The sequence below is a fragment of the Pseudomonas sp. QE6 genome (assembly GCF_041379005.1).
GTDB lineage: Bacteria > Pseudomonadota > Gammaproteobacteria > Pseudomonadales > Pseudomonadaceae > Pseudomonas.
Map to the genome: position 1 here is coordinate 403,246 of NZ_CP166873.1, position 14,993 is coordinate 418,238.

13 protein-coding genes are annotated in these 14,993 nt (G+C 64.4%); 1 reads left to right on the forward strand and 12 read right to left on the reverse strand.

Annotated elements, in window-relative coordinates; translation table 11 throughout:
* Nucleotides 1-78: 78 nt before the first annotated feature.
* From ACAW63_RS01875 to msbA, 3 genes are all read right to left on the reverse strand, one after another.
* Nucleotides 79-1,491, reverse strand: a complete 1,413-nt coding sequence (locus ACAW63_RS01875; RefSeq protein WP_371231270.1) for a PIG-L deacetylase family protein — start codon at nucleotides 1,489-1,491, stop codon at nucleotides 79-81.
* Nucleotides 1,492-1,600: 109 nt separating this feature from the next.
* Nucleotides 1,601-2,497, reverse strand: coding sequence for a GNAT family N-acetyltransferase (locus tag ACAW63_RS01880; RefSeq protein ID WP_371231271.1), 897 nt, complete (start codon nucleotides 2,495-2,497; stop codon nucleotides 1,601-1,603).
* A gap of 10 nt (nucleotides 2,498-2,507) precedes the next feature.
* The gene (gene msbA, locus ACAW63_RS01885) at nucleotides 2,508-4,334 is read right to left on the reverse strand and encodes a lipid A export permease/ATP-binding protein MsbA (RefSeq protein WP_371231272.1); all 1,827 of its coding nucleotides are present in this window, start codon (nucleotides 4,332-4,334) and stop codon (nucleotides 2,508-2,510) included.
* Nucleotides 4,335-4,433: 99 nt separating this feature from the next.
* Here msbA and ACAW63_RS01890 point away from each other — a divergent pair, with 99 nt between their 5' ends.
* Nucleotides 4,434-5,084 carry a lipopolysaccharide kinase InaA family protein gene (locus ACAW63_RS01890; RefSeq protein ID WP_371231273.1) on the forward strand — a complete coding sequence of 217 codons (651 nt, stop codon included), beginning with the start codon at nucleotides 4,434-4,436 and terminating at the stop codon, nucleotides 5,082-5,084.
* Here the strand turns inward: ACAW63_RS01890 and ACAW63_RS01895 are convergent.
* The 9 genes from ACAW63_RS01895 to ACAW63_RS01935 are packed head-to-tail and all read right to left on the reverse strand — an operon-like array spanning nucleotide 5,068 to nucleotide 14,978.
* Nucleotides 5,068-6,291 carry an O-antigen ligase family protein gene (locus ACAW63_RS01895; protein WP_371231275.1) on the reverse strand — a complete coding sequence of 408 codons (1,224 nt, stop codon included), beginning with the start codon at nucleotides 6,289-6,291 and terminating at the stop codon, nucleotides 5,068-5,070. The genes ACAW63_RS01890 and ACAW63_RS01895 overlap by 17 nt on opposite strands.
* 14 nt (nucleotides 6,292-6,305) lie before the next feature.
* Nucleotides 6,306-7,187 (reverse strand): glycosyltransferase family 2 protein, encoded by an 882-nt coding sequence (locus ACAW63_RS01900; protein ID WP_371231277.1) that lies wholly within the window; start codon nucleotides 7,185-7,187, stop codon nucleotides 6,306-6,308.
* Between the two features lie 15 nt (nucleotides 7,188-7,202).
* A complete protein-coding gene (locus ACAW63_RS01905; protein WP_371231279.1) occupies nucleotides 7,203-8,159 on the reverse strand; it encodes a glycosyltransferase in 957 nt (318 codons plus the stop codon).
* Entirely contained in the window at nucleotides 8,156-9,058 is a 903-nt protein-coding gene (locus ACAW63_RS01910; protein ID WP_371231281.1) for a lipopolysaccharide core biosynthesis protein, read from the reverse strand. Before ACAW63_RS01910 ends, ACAW63_RS01905 begins: the two co-directional genes overlap by 4 nt.
* On the reverse strand, nucleotides 9,055-9,726 hold the full coding sequence (locus ACAW63_RS01915) for an HAD family hydrolase (RefSeq protein WP_371231283.1): 672 nt from the start codon (nucleotides 9,724-9,726) through the stop codon (nucleotides 9,055-9,057). Before ACAW63_RS01915 ends, ACAW63_RS01910 begins: the two co-directional genes overlap by 4 nt.
* Complete coding sequence (locus ACAW63_RS01920) at nucleotides 9,726-10,469, reverse strand: 3-deoxy-manno-octulosonate cytidylyltransferase (protein WP_371231284.1); 744 nt, start codon at nucleotides 10,467-10,469, stop codon at nucleotides 9,726-9,728. Before ACAW63_RS01920 ends, ACAW63_RS01915 begins: the two co-directional genes overlap by 1 nt.
* A gap of 7 nt (nucleotides 10,470-10,476) precedes the next feature.
* Nucleotides 10,477-12,075, reverse strand: a complete 1,599-nt coding sequence (locus ACAW63_RS01925; RefSeq protein ID WP_371231286.1) for an aldolase catalytic domain-containing protein — start codon at nucleotides 12,073-12,075, stop codon at nucleotides 10,477-10,479.
* 31 nt (nucleotides 12,076-12,106) lie between these two features.
* On the reverse strand, nucleotides 12,107-13,237 hold the full coding sequence (locus tag ACAW63_RS01930) for a glycosyltransferase (RefSeq protein ID WP_371231288.1): 1,131 nt from the start codon (nucleotides 13,235-13,237) through the stop codon (nucleotides 12,107-12,109).
* Nucleotides 13,221-14,978 (reverse strand): carbamoyltransferase, encoded by a 1,758-nt coding sequence (locus ACAW63_RS01935; RefSeq protein WP_371231290.1) that lies wholly within the window; start codon nucleotides 14,976-14,978, stop codon nucleotides 13,221-13,223. The genes ACAW63_RS01930 and ACAW63_RS01935 overlap by 17 nt, the downstream gene beginning before the upstream one ends.
* Nucleotides 14,979-14,993 lie beyond the last annotated feature (15 nt).

A 14,993-nucleotide genomic window follows, 5' to 3' on the forward strand; every position in this document is an offset into this window, starting at 1 on the left:
GCAGGTCGAAATCGCCGCGGATAATACCATAGCCGCCCAGTGCGACTTGCGTCGGGCACCGGGCGGTCACCGCCTCGCTCAAGGGAGCTTGCGCACCCAGAACAGCTCGTGGCGGCGCACCGCCTTGCGGAAGAACTCGTCCTCGCCGGTCACCGGCCACTGGCGCCCGGCGAGCAGGCGCTGGATCAGGCGACGCAGGCGCTTCTTGCCGGTGAGCGGGGTCTGCAGGTCGTGCTGCAGGGCCAAGGCCTGGGCCTTGTCGATGCGGGTGGCCGCGTCGAGCACCGGGCTCCACAGCGGATCGGCCGGTAATGCTTCGATACAAGGTGGCAGGGCGATGCCGCCGTCGGCCGGCCCCATGGGCCAGCGGTCGTTGTCGTGCAGGTGGTTGGCGTAGAGCAGCAGGGTCTGCGGCTTCCAGCTGCTGCGGCCGAGGGCTTCCAGCACGGCGCGGGTGGCGTGGACGTGGTCGGAGTGGGGGTCCAGTTCCGGATGGGCGGTGAGGATGACGTCGGGGCGGACATGCTCGATCAGCGCGACGAGGTCGGCCACCAGGTTCAACCAGGTCGGCGCGCCGTCACGGTCGGCGGGCAACGGCAGCGCGTTGAAGCCGCGCGCGCTGCGCACATCGCTTTCACCGGATTCCCGCGAGCCGAAGGCCTGGCTCGGCTCAGCGGCCATCGCCGGCAGTTGCAGGCAGTAGTAGCCCAGTTGCAGGCAGCGCTCGGCGGGCACACCTCCCCAGAGCGGCGCGGCAATGCTGTCCCAGGTACGCAGGCGGCCCTTTAGGCGCGCGGCGGCGGCCGTGTCCAGGCCCAGGCGCTGGTAGTGCTCGGCCTCGATTTCGCCCTGGGTCAGGGTGACGATCCAGGCCTCCGGGCAGCGGCTGTACTGACCGAAGGCGGCCAGTTCGGCGTCATCCGCGTGGGGCGCGACGATCAGCAGGCGCTGGCGGGCGTAATCGGGATTGTGGAAGGCATGCAGCACGCCCTGCTGCGCCAGGCGGCAATGACGACCGCGGAGGCGCAGATGGCCGGCGCGCAGGGCGTCGCCCTGGCCGGAGAGGTTGATGTAGCGCTTGCCGCTGACGCCGCGTTCGAAGTCCTGGCGGTCGCTGTCGACGCCGTCGATCAGCACCTGCGGGTCGAGCCAGCGGCCAAGCAGCGAGGCCTTGAGGTCGATTTCCAGCACCAGGGTCTCCGCATCCGCCGGCAACGCGCCATCGGCAATGTGCAGGCCGTGCGGGCCGAAGGACGCCGGCAGGGCAACAGTGCCTTGCGGGAAGTCGTAGCGGTAGTCGTCACGCGGCGAGTAGAACAGGTGGTCGGCGAACCAGGCTTCGTGGGCGACCCAACCGAGGATCACCGCCAGCGGCACACTCCACCAGGGCGCGAGGATGCCGAGCAGGATCAGCGCCAGCAGGGCAATGAGCAGGACCGCGCGCTTCTTGCGGCGGTGCTGTTTGAGCAGTTGCTGCTTGCGGGCGCTCATGGTGGTTCTCCGTCAAGTCGGCTGGAGCTGTAGGGGCGAGCTTGCTCGCGAACCCATCGTCGCGGCGGGGCTGTTCGCGAGCAAGCTCGCTCCTACGAAGAGCCTGAAGTCAGACCTGGAATACCGGCACGCGGTGGCACCAACGGTCCTTGTACTCGCGGTCGGCGCGGCCGAAGGAATAACGCAATGGCTTGCCCAGCGCCTCGGCGTCGGCCCAGGCCTCCTGCGTGTTGACGAAGCTGAGCACGCTGCCAGGACTGAAGTCGCGATTTTCCGGGGCGACGCCACCGTTGATGTATTCCACGCTGATCCACTTCGGCGCCTCGACCCGGTAGAGAATCTGGATCGCCACCGGCTCGCCGTCCAGGCGCACCAGGGAGCCGCGCATGAATTCGCGCATCAGGCCGAAGACTTCCGCCAGCCGCGCCTTGCCCGGCACCTCGAAGTCCCAGCGGCGCTGGAACAGGTCGGCATAGATGCGCGCCTGCTCCTCGGGGCTCAGCTCGCTCATGGGCTGCAGCACGCCCCCCGCCTCTTCCAGCAGGCGCTGCTCGCGGCGCTGGTTGTAGCGGAACTTCTTGGAGAAATCGGCCGGCGCGCGGTTCATCGCCAGTTGCTCGGACTGCTCGCGGGCGTCGCTGACCTGCTCGCGGTTCAGCTCGGAGAGGTAGCGAACCCGGTGCCGCAGCTCGATTCGCGCACCTTCGGCGATGGGCAGGATGATCTCGGCATTGCCCAGGTCGAACAGCGCCTTCTTGCCCTCGCGCTTGAGCACGTCCTTGGACAGCGCCAGATTGCGCCCCCAGGTCGGCACGGCGGCGCGCAGCTCGTCGCCCTCGAACCAGCCGAGGTAGCGCACCGGGATACCGGCAAGACCCGCGAGGCGCTCGACCACGTCGGGATGGGTGGCGACGCTGCCGCCGAAGGCCTGCCAGGCGGCAGCATAGTCAGTCACCGCAATGGGCGTCCAGCCGCGTTCGCGGAAAAGGCGCAGTCGGTTCAGCATGTCAGGAACATCAAACCGACTGCTCGGCACTGGAACCTGCCTCGGCCGGCTCGTCGGCGAACTGCCGCGCATGCAGACGGGCGTAGTAGCCATTCTGCGCGATCAGTTGTTCGTGGCTGCCGCGCTCGACGATGTGCCCCTGGTCCATCACCAGGATCAGGTCCGCCGCCTCGATGGTGCTCAGGCGGTGCGCGATCACCAGGGTGGTGCGGCCTTCCATCACCTTCTCCAGAGCGGCCTGGATGTGACGCTCGGACTCGGTGTCCAGCGCCGAGGTAGCCTCGTCGAGGATCAGCACCGGTGCATCCTTGAGCAGCGCGCGGGCAATCGCCAGGCGCTGACGCTGGCCGCCGGAGAGCATCACGCCGTTCTCGCCGACTTCGGTCTCGAAACCTTCGGGCAGACGGTCGATGAACTCGCGGGCGAAGGCATCGTCGGCGGCCTTTTCCACCGCTTCGCGCGGTTTGCTGGCCAGGTCGCCGTAGGCGATGTTGTTCAGCACGCTGTCGTTGAACAGGTTGACCTGCTGGGTCACCAGCGAGATGTGCTTGCGCAGGTTGGTCAGCTTGTAGTCTTCGACATCCACGCCATCGAGCAGGATCTGCCCGTCGCTGTGGTCGTAGAAGCGCGGAATCAGGTTGGCCAGGGTCGACTTGCCGCTGCCGGAGCGGCCGACCAGCGCCACCATCTGGCCCGGCTCGACGCTGAAGTTCAGGTCCTTGAGCACCTGTTTCTCGGTGCCCGGGTAGGTGAAGCTGAGGTTCTTCACTTCCAGGCGGCCTGTCACGCGCTCGCGCTCGACGGTGCCGTGGTCCACTTCGGGCTGCTCGTCGAGCTGCTCGAAGATACTCTCGGCGCCGGCCACGCCCTTCTGGATGGTCGAGCTGACTTCGGAGAGCTGGCGGATCGGCTTGGGCAGCAGGCCGGCCATGGAGATGTAGGCCACCAGGTCGCCGACGGTGGCGTCGCCGCGCAGCAGCAGCACCAGGTACAGCAGCACGGCCATGGCGCTGTAGATCACCAGTTGCAGCATCGGCGTGTAGATCGCCGAGGTCTTGTTCATGCGCAGATTCTTGCTGGTGTTCTCGTCGGTCACGTTCTGGAAGCGCTGGCGCTCATAAGCCTCGCCACCGAAACTGCGAACCACGCGGTAACCCTGGATGGTCTCGGAAGACACATGGGTCACGTCGCCCATGGCCACCTGGATCTTCTTGCTCTGCTTGCGGAACTTGCGGCTGGCACTGGTCACCATCAAGGCGATGACCGGCAGGATCGCCAGCATCACCAGGGTCAGCTTCCAGTTCATGTACAGCAGCGAGAGGAACAGGAAGACCACGGTCATGCCTTCACGGATCACCACCTTGATCGCATCGGTGGCAGCACCGGTGACCATGGTGACGTTGAAGGTGATGCGCGAGATCAGGTGCCCGGAGTTGTGACTGTCGAAATAGCGGTTGGGCAGCGTCAGCAGGTTGTTGAACAGCGCGATGCGCAGGTCCTGCACCAGGCCCAGGGAGACCTTGGCGATGAAGTAGTTGCCCAGGAACGAGCCGACACCCTGCCAGACCGCGATCAGCACCACCAGCAGCGGCACGGCGTACAACAACTGCAGGTCGCGCAACCAGGCCCAGGGGGCAGTGGGGAACAGCTTGGCGTCCGGATGGGCCAGGCCGTCGACGAAATACTTGAGGATGCCCGCCAGCATGGGCTGGGTAGCGGCAAAGATCAGGAAACCGACGATGCTGAGCAGGAACATCCCCACGTACGGGCGCACGTAGGAGAGCAGTCGGAAGTAGATCTTCAGGCTCGAAGGCGCCTGGGGTTCGTTACCGGCCATGGAAGGATCGCACGCTTAAAAGGGCGCAGATTATAACACAGCGCTCTCGTTTGCCCGGCGGCTGGGCTACTATAGCCGGCTCTCGAACAGGACCTCGCCATGCAACACCTTGCCCTCCCCGCCTACGAATCGCTGCGCGCCGGCGCCCAGGTGCTGGAAGCCGACAAGCACGGCGACAAGGTCCTGCGGCTGGCCGATGGCAACTTCCTGAAACTGTTCCGGCGCAAGCGCCTGATTTCCTCGGCGGCGCTCTATCCCTACGCGCAGCGGTTCGCCGACAACACCCGAACGCTGCAGCGCCTGGCGGTACCCTGCCCCGAGATCATCGCGGTCTATCGCATCGCCGATATCGCCCGCGACGCCGTGCACTACCGGCCGCTGCCGGGCGATACGCTGCGCCAGGTCATTGCCGCCGGCGAGGGTGATACGCAACTGGCAGCACAACTGGGCACCCTGATCGCCGAACTGCACGACCAGGGCGTGTACTTCCGCTCGCTGCACCTGGGCAACGTGGTGAGGACGCCCGAAGGCAGGCTGGGCCTGATCGACCTCGCCGACATGAAGAAGCAGCGCCGGGCGCTGTCCCGTCTGCAACGCAAGCGCAACTTCGCCCATATGCTGCGTTATGCCAACGACCGCCAGTGGCTGCTGGAGGGCAACACCGACAGCCTGTCGAAGGCCTACCTCGCGCGCAGCCCGGTGCGCTGGAGCCTGCCGGAGCTCAAGCAGATCCTCAGCTCGGCCCCATGACCGCCGGCCGTTCCTGCGGCCAGCGCTCCAGGCACAGCCCCAGCAGGATCACCACCCAGGGCATCAGCCACATGGCGCGCGTACGCTCCCACAGGCTGAAGACGTCGAACTGCATGGCCACGCTGGAGAATACCCAGAGCAACATCACCGACAGCCCCAGCGCACGCGTCCGGCAACGCCAGGCATGGAGGCCGATCATGCCCCACAGCAGCAGGAACACCAGCAGCGCCGGAACGCCGAACTGGAGGGCAGTGTGCACCAGGAAGTTGTGCGCCCCGTTGCGGTAGACGCTACGGCCACTGGACACCGAATAGTCAGCTCCCAGCCCTACCCCGGTCCAGAGATGCTCCTGTATCTGCGGCCAGGCATTGCGCAGCAGATCGAAGCGCTGGGCATCGCCGCGGGCCAGCAACCCCGGTTCGACCACGAAGAGGATCGCGCCCCCCAGCAACAGCAAGAAGGGCAGCAGCTTGGCGATCCGGCCTGGCACCAGGCTCAGGCTGAAGATCGCGGTGACCATCAGGGCCAGAAGCGCCCCCCGGCTCCCACATAACGCCACGTAGATCAGCGAAACGGCCAGCAGGATCACCCAGGGCAATTGCTGCCAGCCCCTGCGTGGCAATAAGGGCACGCACATCACCGTGACGAAGGCGATCGAATAGGCCGCCGCATTGGGGTTGTCGAGGAATCCGCCGAATCCGCTCAGGCGGCCGCTGCCATATCCTGGCTTCAGGACCAAAGCGGCAACGCTATAGCAGCCGATCACCAGTACCAGCGAGAGCATGGCCAGGCGCAGCCGACGCTCATCCGCGCGCCCCCAGAGCACCCAGCCCTGGATAAGCAGCATGAACAGCGCCGCCTCCTTGAATGAGCCCAGGGGATTTCCGCCCCCCCTGGACCAGAGCAGCGACAGGACCGCCCAGCCGAACAGCGCCAGCAGCACCCACATTTCCTTGTGGGCCCGAAACAGATGCCCGAGCTCCCGTCGGCGGGCAATGCACAGCCACAGCGACGGCAGGTAGACGAACAGGATGACCATCTGCGAGTAGAACTTCATGGTCGGCGTCAGCATCACGCCGCCGATGCTCCAGAGCACTCCGACTCCAAGCATCGCCTCGGCGATTCGGCTACCCCGTCGCTGGCTCGCCCCCATCGGCGTCAGACGCGGGCACCAGGCACTCCAGGCGTGCGCAATCACATCCTTCATCGGAAAACTTCTTCTTACCCGAACTTGAACAACAAGTGGCGAATCCTCCGCCAGGTGACGCGATTCCACCGCCAAGGCGGCAATTGCAGCAACAGCGACCAGGCATAAGCCTTGTCCCCGACGACGGACTGCTTGAGCGCCTTGTTGACGATGCAGGTCATGCCCGCGAGATACGCCGGATGGTCACGGTAGGGAGCGACCGTCATGCAGTCATAATCGAACTGACGCCGGTAGGCGGTCTTCGACATGTTGCCGTCATGACGGCGATAGCCGCTGACCACGTCCGGCAGGACTTCGACCCGATAGCCCAGATGGGCGATTTTCAGGGTCATCTGGAAATCCTGGATACAAATCACCGGATCGTAGCCTCCGACCCGCTCGATGGCCTCGCGGCGATACATCGCCACGGTCGCACCAATGGCGATGGCATGCCCCAGCAGGTCGTCGAAACTGTAGCTGCGTATGCCATCGCGTTGCTCGCCCTTCAGGCGCTTGCCATCAGCATCGATATAGACGACACGCCCACCGAGGCAGCCGACCTCGGGGTGCGCCTTCATGTAGCTGGCCTGAAGGCTCAAGCGGCCCGGCATCATGATGTCGTCGGAGTCCGGCGTTGCCACCAGTTCGCCGCGGGCATGGCGCAAAGCCGTGTTGAGCGCAGCGCTGACACCCTGGTTGGCCTGACGGTAAAACTGGAAATCGAAGCGCTGCTGCAGTGCCTGGATTCTCTCGACACTGGCATCCTGCGAACCGTCGTCCACCACGATCAACTCGAAGTTCGGATAGTCCTGCTCGAGAATGCTCAGCAGCGTCTCTTCGATGTAGCGCTCTCGGTTGTAACAGGGCACCAGTACTGAAATCAGCGGGTATTCCACGGTTCCCTCGGCAGCTGCCATTGGATGGACCACGGGTCAGACCCTCAACGCCAGGCGCAGGCGCTCCAGCATGCCGGGCTGAGGCCGCTCGCGCAGGGGAGGCGTCATGGCCTGGACGATCCGAGCGCCGATCTGCCCGAAACCGAAACCCTCCTGCGCCAGCATCCGCCCCGCTTCGGCGATCCGCGCCACTCGTTGCGGGTCCTCTCGAAGCATCTGCAGCTTGCTGCGCAGCTGGGCAACGTCGCGGTACAGCACCACGTTGTGCATGTCCTGCAAGCCGAGCGCACGGTTCTCTGCCTCGCCCTGGTCATAGGCCAGCAACACGCAGCCGCAGGCCATGGCTTCGAAGTTCTTGATCATGTACTCACCCATGCCGACATCCGCGCTGACGAAGAAGCGAATGCGGTTGAGGGTGTTCAGGTAGTCCTCGCCCGACTTGGTCTTGGTAACCAGCAGGTTTTCCACCTTGCCCAATTCGTCCAGCAACGCCTTGCGGCCACTGTAGGCAACGCTGCCGGTGCTACCCACGAAAGCCAGCTCGATATCGCGCTCGCGCCCCAGGTCATGGAGCAGGTCCTGGTCGTAGCCCTTGGGCACGAAAAGCGCATCGAAGCCCTCCTGACGCAGCCGCTCGCTGACCATGAAGCCCGAGCTGATCACCCGTGCCCACGGCAGGCGACGGTAGTGGGCGCTGAATTTCCCGGTGTACTTGCAGGGGATGTAGTTCTGGTAGGCGTCGTGTTCGAGGATGACCAGGTTGGGCACGCTGCGGATGAAGGCAGCCTGGCGCATCTCCTTCTTGAAGCGCAGGAAGAACAGGATGCGGTCGTACTTCGAGACATCCACGTGCTCGCGGAAGTAACGGCGCAGGTTGGCCTGCTCGTCACTGGTCAGCCAGCGCAGGTCGCACTCGCAATGCTCGGCGATCCCCTCATACAGACGATCGAGGATGGCACGTTGTTCTTTCTGGACCAGGAACAGGACCTTCATACCGGCTTGCCCACCTCAGGAGACAATGGTTGCGATGTTGCCAAGGCCAACAGTTCATGGACCTGAGCAAGGCTGACCTTGGGGATCAGCTCGCCGGGCAGGCGGCTCTCGCGGGAAAGATTGAACACCTGGAACCCGGAGTCGATGACCTGCCGGGCCAGCAGGCTGAAATTTGGCAGGATGTGCCCGTCGAAATCATCGTCCAGTCGGCTTTTTACCTGGACGCCGGCAGGATCGTAGAATTGCCCGAGAGACGAATTCATATCTACGCCCACGAGGAACACCTTGTCGAAACCCAGGTAATACGCCAACTGAATGGCGACATAGGCAATGGTGCGAGCAGAGAAGTAACCCCGACCGAAGTTCCGGCTGAAACCCAGGCGATTGGCAGCCTGGCTGAGCAGGGACCAGTTCATGACGAAATCCGGGTCCTTCCGGGCCGACCAGGCGAACGCGCGGTCGGAGCGCTGGGGCACATCCGCCCAACGATTGACACGTTCCATCAGTAGAAGGCTCTCCGCCTGTAGCGCCTGCGGCTCCTTTGCGTACAACCGCTTCATGGCCTCCATCCCCAGCGCCGCCCATTGCGACAGGTGAATGCCACTGGCAACGGCAGTGCTTTTCTTCTCGGCCACACCGGCATCGTCGCAAAGGTAGAAGAACGGATGCACACCCTCCTGCTCGAAGCGGGCGATGGAGCCGTTCATCGCGATCATCGGTACATGGGCGTAATCCTTCAGGGGAAACTCCGCCACCGATGGCCCCGAGGCGATGATGAAGACCGCCCCGCTGCGACTGTTGCGCAGCTGCTGCCAGGACGGCAGACGACGCGCCTGCCCGGAAGGCAGGTGCAAGGTACGCTCGCCGGAAGGTCCGGTCTCCAGAGTCACAACCTTCATGGGGATTCTTCTATCCCGAGCAACGCCTGGATATCACGGCGCACTGTGACGGACTTGTCAGCGAAGAAGGCGGTTGCGTCGTGGAATTCGCTCCAAGCATCAAGGAAGATGAAATCCAGCCCAGCTTCATTGGCGCACAGGTAATCGAAGCGGCTGTCACCCAGGAACAGGGCGGGGCCGGCGATATTGCCGCTGGCCAGTTCGCGGGCAAGGATGCTGTCCTTCGGCGTCGGGCTGCCGAAGATGCCGCCATCGAACAAGTGGTCCAGGCCGCGAGCGGAAAACACGTCGCGCAACTCGGCCTCATCGCCGCCCGAAACGATCAGCCAACGGCTATCGGGCAACTGCGCTCGCAACGCCTGCAACCCCGGCGCCACGGCACAGTCCAGCAATCCCTGGCGAACGGCGGCAGCGTATTGCTCGAGGAGACCGGGGAGCAATGCCTGAACGTCCTCCGCCCTCACGATGTCCTGCAGGAAATACTCGAACTTGCGATAGCGGGATATGCCGCCGTTGGCCTGGTGATAATCGACGAAGGCCTGCGCAGCGCTGTCCCCGAACGGCAGTGCAACTTCGTGGAAAGCCCGGGTCTTCACTGCGTTGGAGTCCAACACGACGCCATCGCAATCGAACACCAGGCAGCGGTAGTCGGCGAGATTGCGCAGCATCACAGTCCCCGCGCCCGAATGGCCGCCTCGGCCGTCTCGATGTCTTCAGGGTTGTCCACGGCGATGGAGTCCTGCGACAGTTCAAGCATCCGCACCTCCCAACCCAGCTCCAGGAAACGCAGTATCTCGATGTCCTCCAGACTCTCCAGCGGTGTTTTGCTCGTGCAGGCGGCAAAGGCCTCGAGCGCGGCACGCGGGAAGGCGTACAGACAGACCTGACGCCAGGCCTTGATGAACTCGTCCGCCTTGGTGCCGGGAATAGTCGCGCGAGACATGTAGAGCAGGCGGCCATCGGGACGCATGACCACCTTGGGCGTGCTCGTACTACGGAACTGCAGTTCCTGCTCGATGGCACAGAATCCGTTGAGCACCTCGTCCGGCCATCGGGCGCTGGCCTCGATCATGCGCAGCAGGTCGTCCGGGTTGAAGACCGGCTCGTCACCCTGCACGTTGATGAACACATCCGCATCGAGTTGCTGCGCGCATTCGGCGAGACGGTCGGTACCGGTCAGGCAGTCCCCGGAGGTCATCAGCACGGCAATGGAGTGCGCCTCGCATACCTGGCGAATCCGCTCATCGTCGGTCGCAACATAGATTCGCTCTGCCGGGCAGGCCTTCAGGCACTGCCGGTAGGTGCGCACGATCATCGGAACGCCGTTCAGCTCCACCAGCGGCTTGCCCGGCAAGCGGCTGGACTGGTAGCGAGCGGGAATGATCACGGCGTAATCGAGCTGAGCGGACATAGATGACTCAAAGGGCATAGATGGAAGAACAGGGAACCTGATAGCGGGTCGGTGTTACCGCCAGCAGTTCGGGCACTGCCTGCTGAGCCTGATAAGCCTCCAGCACGTCGTTGACCTCGACATTGCGCGGATCCTCGCCGGGATAGCCGTCGAAACCCGCCAGCAGAACCCGCCGGGCCTTGCCGCTGGCGGCGATGGCCAGCGCATAGGCCGCCACCAGCGACGTCGGCAATGTACAGTGCCGGGCATGGAAACCAAAGCCCTGCCTGTCGATGGACAAACCAAAGTCCAGAAGCGCTTTGCCCTTCAAGGAATTCAGCACATCCTCGGGCAACATGCTCGCCGGCGTGATCAGCGGCTGTGGCAGCTGCACGTGCTCGGCACCATCGGCCATCAGGCGTAACGGATGGCAGGCCGCGCGCAGATGGATCAGCTCAGGAGAGATATCGGTCTGCGTATTGAGCGCCAGCACCACGGGGTTGGCCTTGCGGATGTAGTGCTCGATGGCATCACGGTGCCTGGCCACGCCGGCACCGCTGCCGAGCAGCAGCACCTCCCGACCGGCCAGCCACTCCTGCGGAGCCCACTCTCCCCGGGGAGAACCATGATAGAAGTGTCGCGATGCCTCGAGAGTGTCCGGGTTGTACTTTTTGCCACCGCTGGTGCGCAACGCCTGGATCGCAACCAGCAGATCCGAATCGCTGTAACGCGAGTCGGCCAGCATCTCCTGGACGTAGGTGGGATGAATGCCATGCATTCCCGCCAGGTAGTAATACGGATTGGTGCCCCAGCCGTAGCGCTGCTGCATCGGCTGGAAGCGCCTCGACACCAGTTGCAGAAGCGCCGAGAGATTGCGTTTGCCATGCTGCATGGCGAGGTATTCGATGCGTGCGTTGCCCGGTCCGCGCCCCATGCCAAGCACGGTGCCGTCGACCCAGGTCGCACCAGCCTCGATGGCTTCGAGCGTGTTTGCGTGGGCCAATGCGCGATTATCATGCGCATGGATCCCCAGCGGGCCGTCCCATTCGCGGCGCAGCAGGGCGATGATCGCGCGTACGTCGGCGGGCGAAAGGCTGCCCATGCTGTCAGCGAAATAGAGCACGTCCAGCCCGAACTGCTGCGCCGATGCAGCCAATTGCAGGATGGTTTCGTCAGACTGTTCGGCGATCTGCATCAGGTTGATGCCGACCCGGTAGCCCTGCTGTTTCAACCAGCGGCAGGCTGGCAATACCGCCTGGAACTCGTGGGCATGACTGGCGATGCGCACCAGATCGATCGGGGACTCCTGCGCGCAAGCAAACAGAAGCGCAGCAGCAGCAAGCGGCCCTTCGGCATGCTGGACCAACTCACTGGCATTGACCATCACGCCGTAGCAGACGCCCTGCACCAGCGGCAGACTGGCTAGAAAAGCATCGCTGCTGTAGGCGTATCCGCCGCGGAAACCGTGACGGGGAAAGCCACGCAGGCCCAGCTCGACATAATCGATGCCCGCACTGGCGACAGCCTGCAGATATTCGCGAACCAGATCCGCGTCGAAATCCCAGTTGTTGTAGTAACCGCCGTCTCGCAATGTGCAATCCAGCAAGAAGACTTTCGAATCGCGCACGTCATGTCCCTCCAACGCGGTAAAGCGACGGTCAGCGCTCGGCAACGAGCGCCTTCACCAGCGGCAAGCTCCAGAACTCCCGACGCACCGCACCATCGGAAAAGCGCGTCTGCAGGCGTTGCTCCATCTGCTGCGCACAGGCCTCGCGCTGGCCGCGGTCGAGCGCCGCCATATGCCCAAGGCCTTCGGCCAGGGCCTTCTCGTCACGTAGCGGGAACAGGATGCCGACGCCCTCGACCACTTCGCCGGCGCCGCCGCCAGCGGTCGCGATCACCGGCACCCCCGCGGCCATCGCCTCCAGCAGGACCATGCCGAACGGTTCGTGGTCGGAACTCAGGGCGAACACGTCGAACGCCTTGAAATAACGCTTGGCATCGGGAACCTGGCCGAGGAACAGCACGCGCTCGGCAATGCCCAGTTCGCGAGCCAGATCCTTGAGCTCGTCTTCCAGGCGGCCCTTGCCGAGGACCGCCAGCAAGCTGTTGTGCGGCAGTCGCGGCAGCGCCTGGGCGAAGCCACGCAGCAGGGTGGCCTGGTCCTTGTCCGGATGCAGGCGGCCGACGTTGCCGACCACCCAGGCGTTGTCCGCCAGTCCCAGATGCTGACGTGCCGGGTAGCGGTCGACCTGAGCGGCCTGCAGCGCATCGACGTCGACCCGGTTGTACAGGGTCTCGATGCGCTCCTGCGGCCAGGCAGGCAGGCACGCGCGGATTTCGTCGCGCACGGCATTGGACACGCCCAGCAGACTCAGGCGCTGGGCGAAGACGCGCGCGAACAGCTTGCGCCCCAGGCGCTGGAAGTCACCGAAGCCATGGTGCACGCCGATGATCGGCAACCGGGTGCCGAGCATGGCGATCCAGGTCGGCTTGAAGCGGTGCGCAATGCAGAAGCGGAAATCGCGGGAGCGGGCGATCTCCCGCAGGTCGCGGATCGCCTTGAGCTTCAGCCCGCGGATATCCCGCGAGCTGTAGTCGAGGAACAGCACTTCGTCGCTGGCGCAACCAGCCGCCACCTCGGGATCGGGCGCGCCGGTGAGGAACACCGTGGTGACCCGGTAGCCAGTGCCGGCGAACAGGCTGGCGTACTGACGGGCGCAATCCAGGAAGGGCCCGTCATAGCCGTGGCAGAACTGCAGGACGCGCGGTTCAGCCGAGCGAGTCATAGGCCGCCGCGCCGTCCTTGACCACCAGGATGTCCTGCATGATCAGGTATTGCAGGTCCGACCCGTAGAACATGTTCAGCGCGTCGGTGGGCGAGCAGATCATCGGCTCGCCACGGCGGTTCAGCGAGGTGTTGAGCGCCACGCCGTTGCCGGTGAGCTTCTCCAGCTCCTTCATCATGTCGTAGTAGCGCGGGTTGAACTCGCGCTTGAGCACCTGGGCGCGGGAGGTGCCGTCTTCATGGACGACTTCCGGCACGCGGGTCTTCCACTCTTCGTTGACCTCGAAGGTGAAGGTCATGAAGGGCGCCGGATGGTCGATCTTGAACATCTGCGGGCCGACGGTATCCAGCATCGACGGGCAGAAGGGCCTCCAGCGCTCGCGGAACTTGATCTGCGCGTTGATGCGGTCGGCGACGCCGGCCACGCTCGGGCAACCGATGATCGAGCGGCCACCGAGGGCGCGCGGGCCGAACTCCATGCGGCCCTGGAACCAGGCCACCGGGTTGCCGTCCACCAGCACCTTGGCGATCAGCTCGGGCACGTTGTCGATCTTGCGCCACACCGGCTTGGCCTCGTGGCGGGCGCAGGCGGCGATGACGTCTTCGTTGCTGTATTCCGGGCCGAGGTAGACGTGTTCCATCTTCTCGACCGGCACGCCGCGCTCCCAGGACACGTACGCGGCGGCGCCAACGGCGGTGCCGGCGTCGCTGGCCGCGGGCTGCACGTACAGCTCCTTGACCTCGGGACGGGCGATGATCTTCTGGTTGAGCTTGACGTTCAGCGCGCAGCCGCCGGCGAAGGCGATCTTGCCGGTCTCGCGGATGATGTCGCCCAGGTAGTAATCCATCATCTCCAGCGCCAGCTTCTCGAACAGTGCCTGGATGCTGGCGGCGTAGTGGATGTACGGATCGTCGGCGATGTCGCCTTCACGCTTGGGACCCAGCCACTCGATCAGCTTGGGCGAGAAGTAGTAGCCCTTGCCCTTTTCCTTGTAGCGACGGAAGCCGATGACGTTGGCGTAGTCGGTGTTGATGATCAGCTCGCCGTTCTCGAACTTGGCCAGGCGGGAGAAATCGTACTTGCTGGCGTCGCCGTAGGGCGCCATGCCCATGACCTTGAACTCGCCGTCGAGCATGTCGAAGCCGAGGTATTCGGTCAGCGCGCCATACAGGCCGCCCAGGGAGTCCGGATCGTAGAACTCCTTGATCTTGTGGATCTTGCCGTTCTCGCCGTAGCCGAAGAAGGTGGTGGCGTACTCGCCCTTGCCGTCGATCCCGAGGATCGCGGTCTTCTCCTTGAAGCCCGAGCAGTGATAGGCACTGGAGGCGTGGGCCAGGTGGTGCTCGACCGGCTGGATCTTGGTCTTCTTCAGGTCGAAGCCCAGCTGCTGCAGGCACCACTGGATGCGCTTGTAGTAGCGGTGGTAGCGGCGGTTGCCGAGCAGGATGGCGTCCAGCGCGCGGTCCGGCGCGTAGGCGTAACGCTTGGCATAGTGCCAGCGGGCCTTGTCGAAGATGCTGATGGGGGCGAAGGGAATGGCCACCACGTCAACGTCCGACGGCTTGATCCCGGCCTGCTCCAGGCAGAACTTGGCCGACTCGTAGGGCATGCGGTTCTTCGCGTGCTTGTCGCGGACGAAGCGCTCTTCTTCGACGGCCGCGACCAGCTTGCCGTCGATGTACAGGGCGGCGGAAGGGTCATGGCTTACGGCGCCGGACAGGCCGAGGATGGTCAATGCCACAGGGTCTAGCCTCTT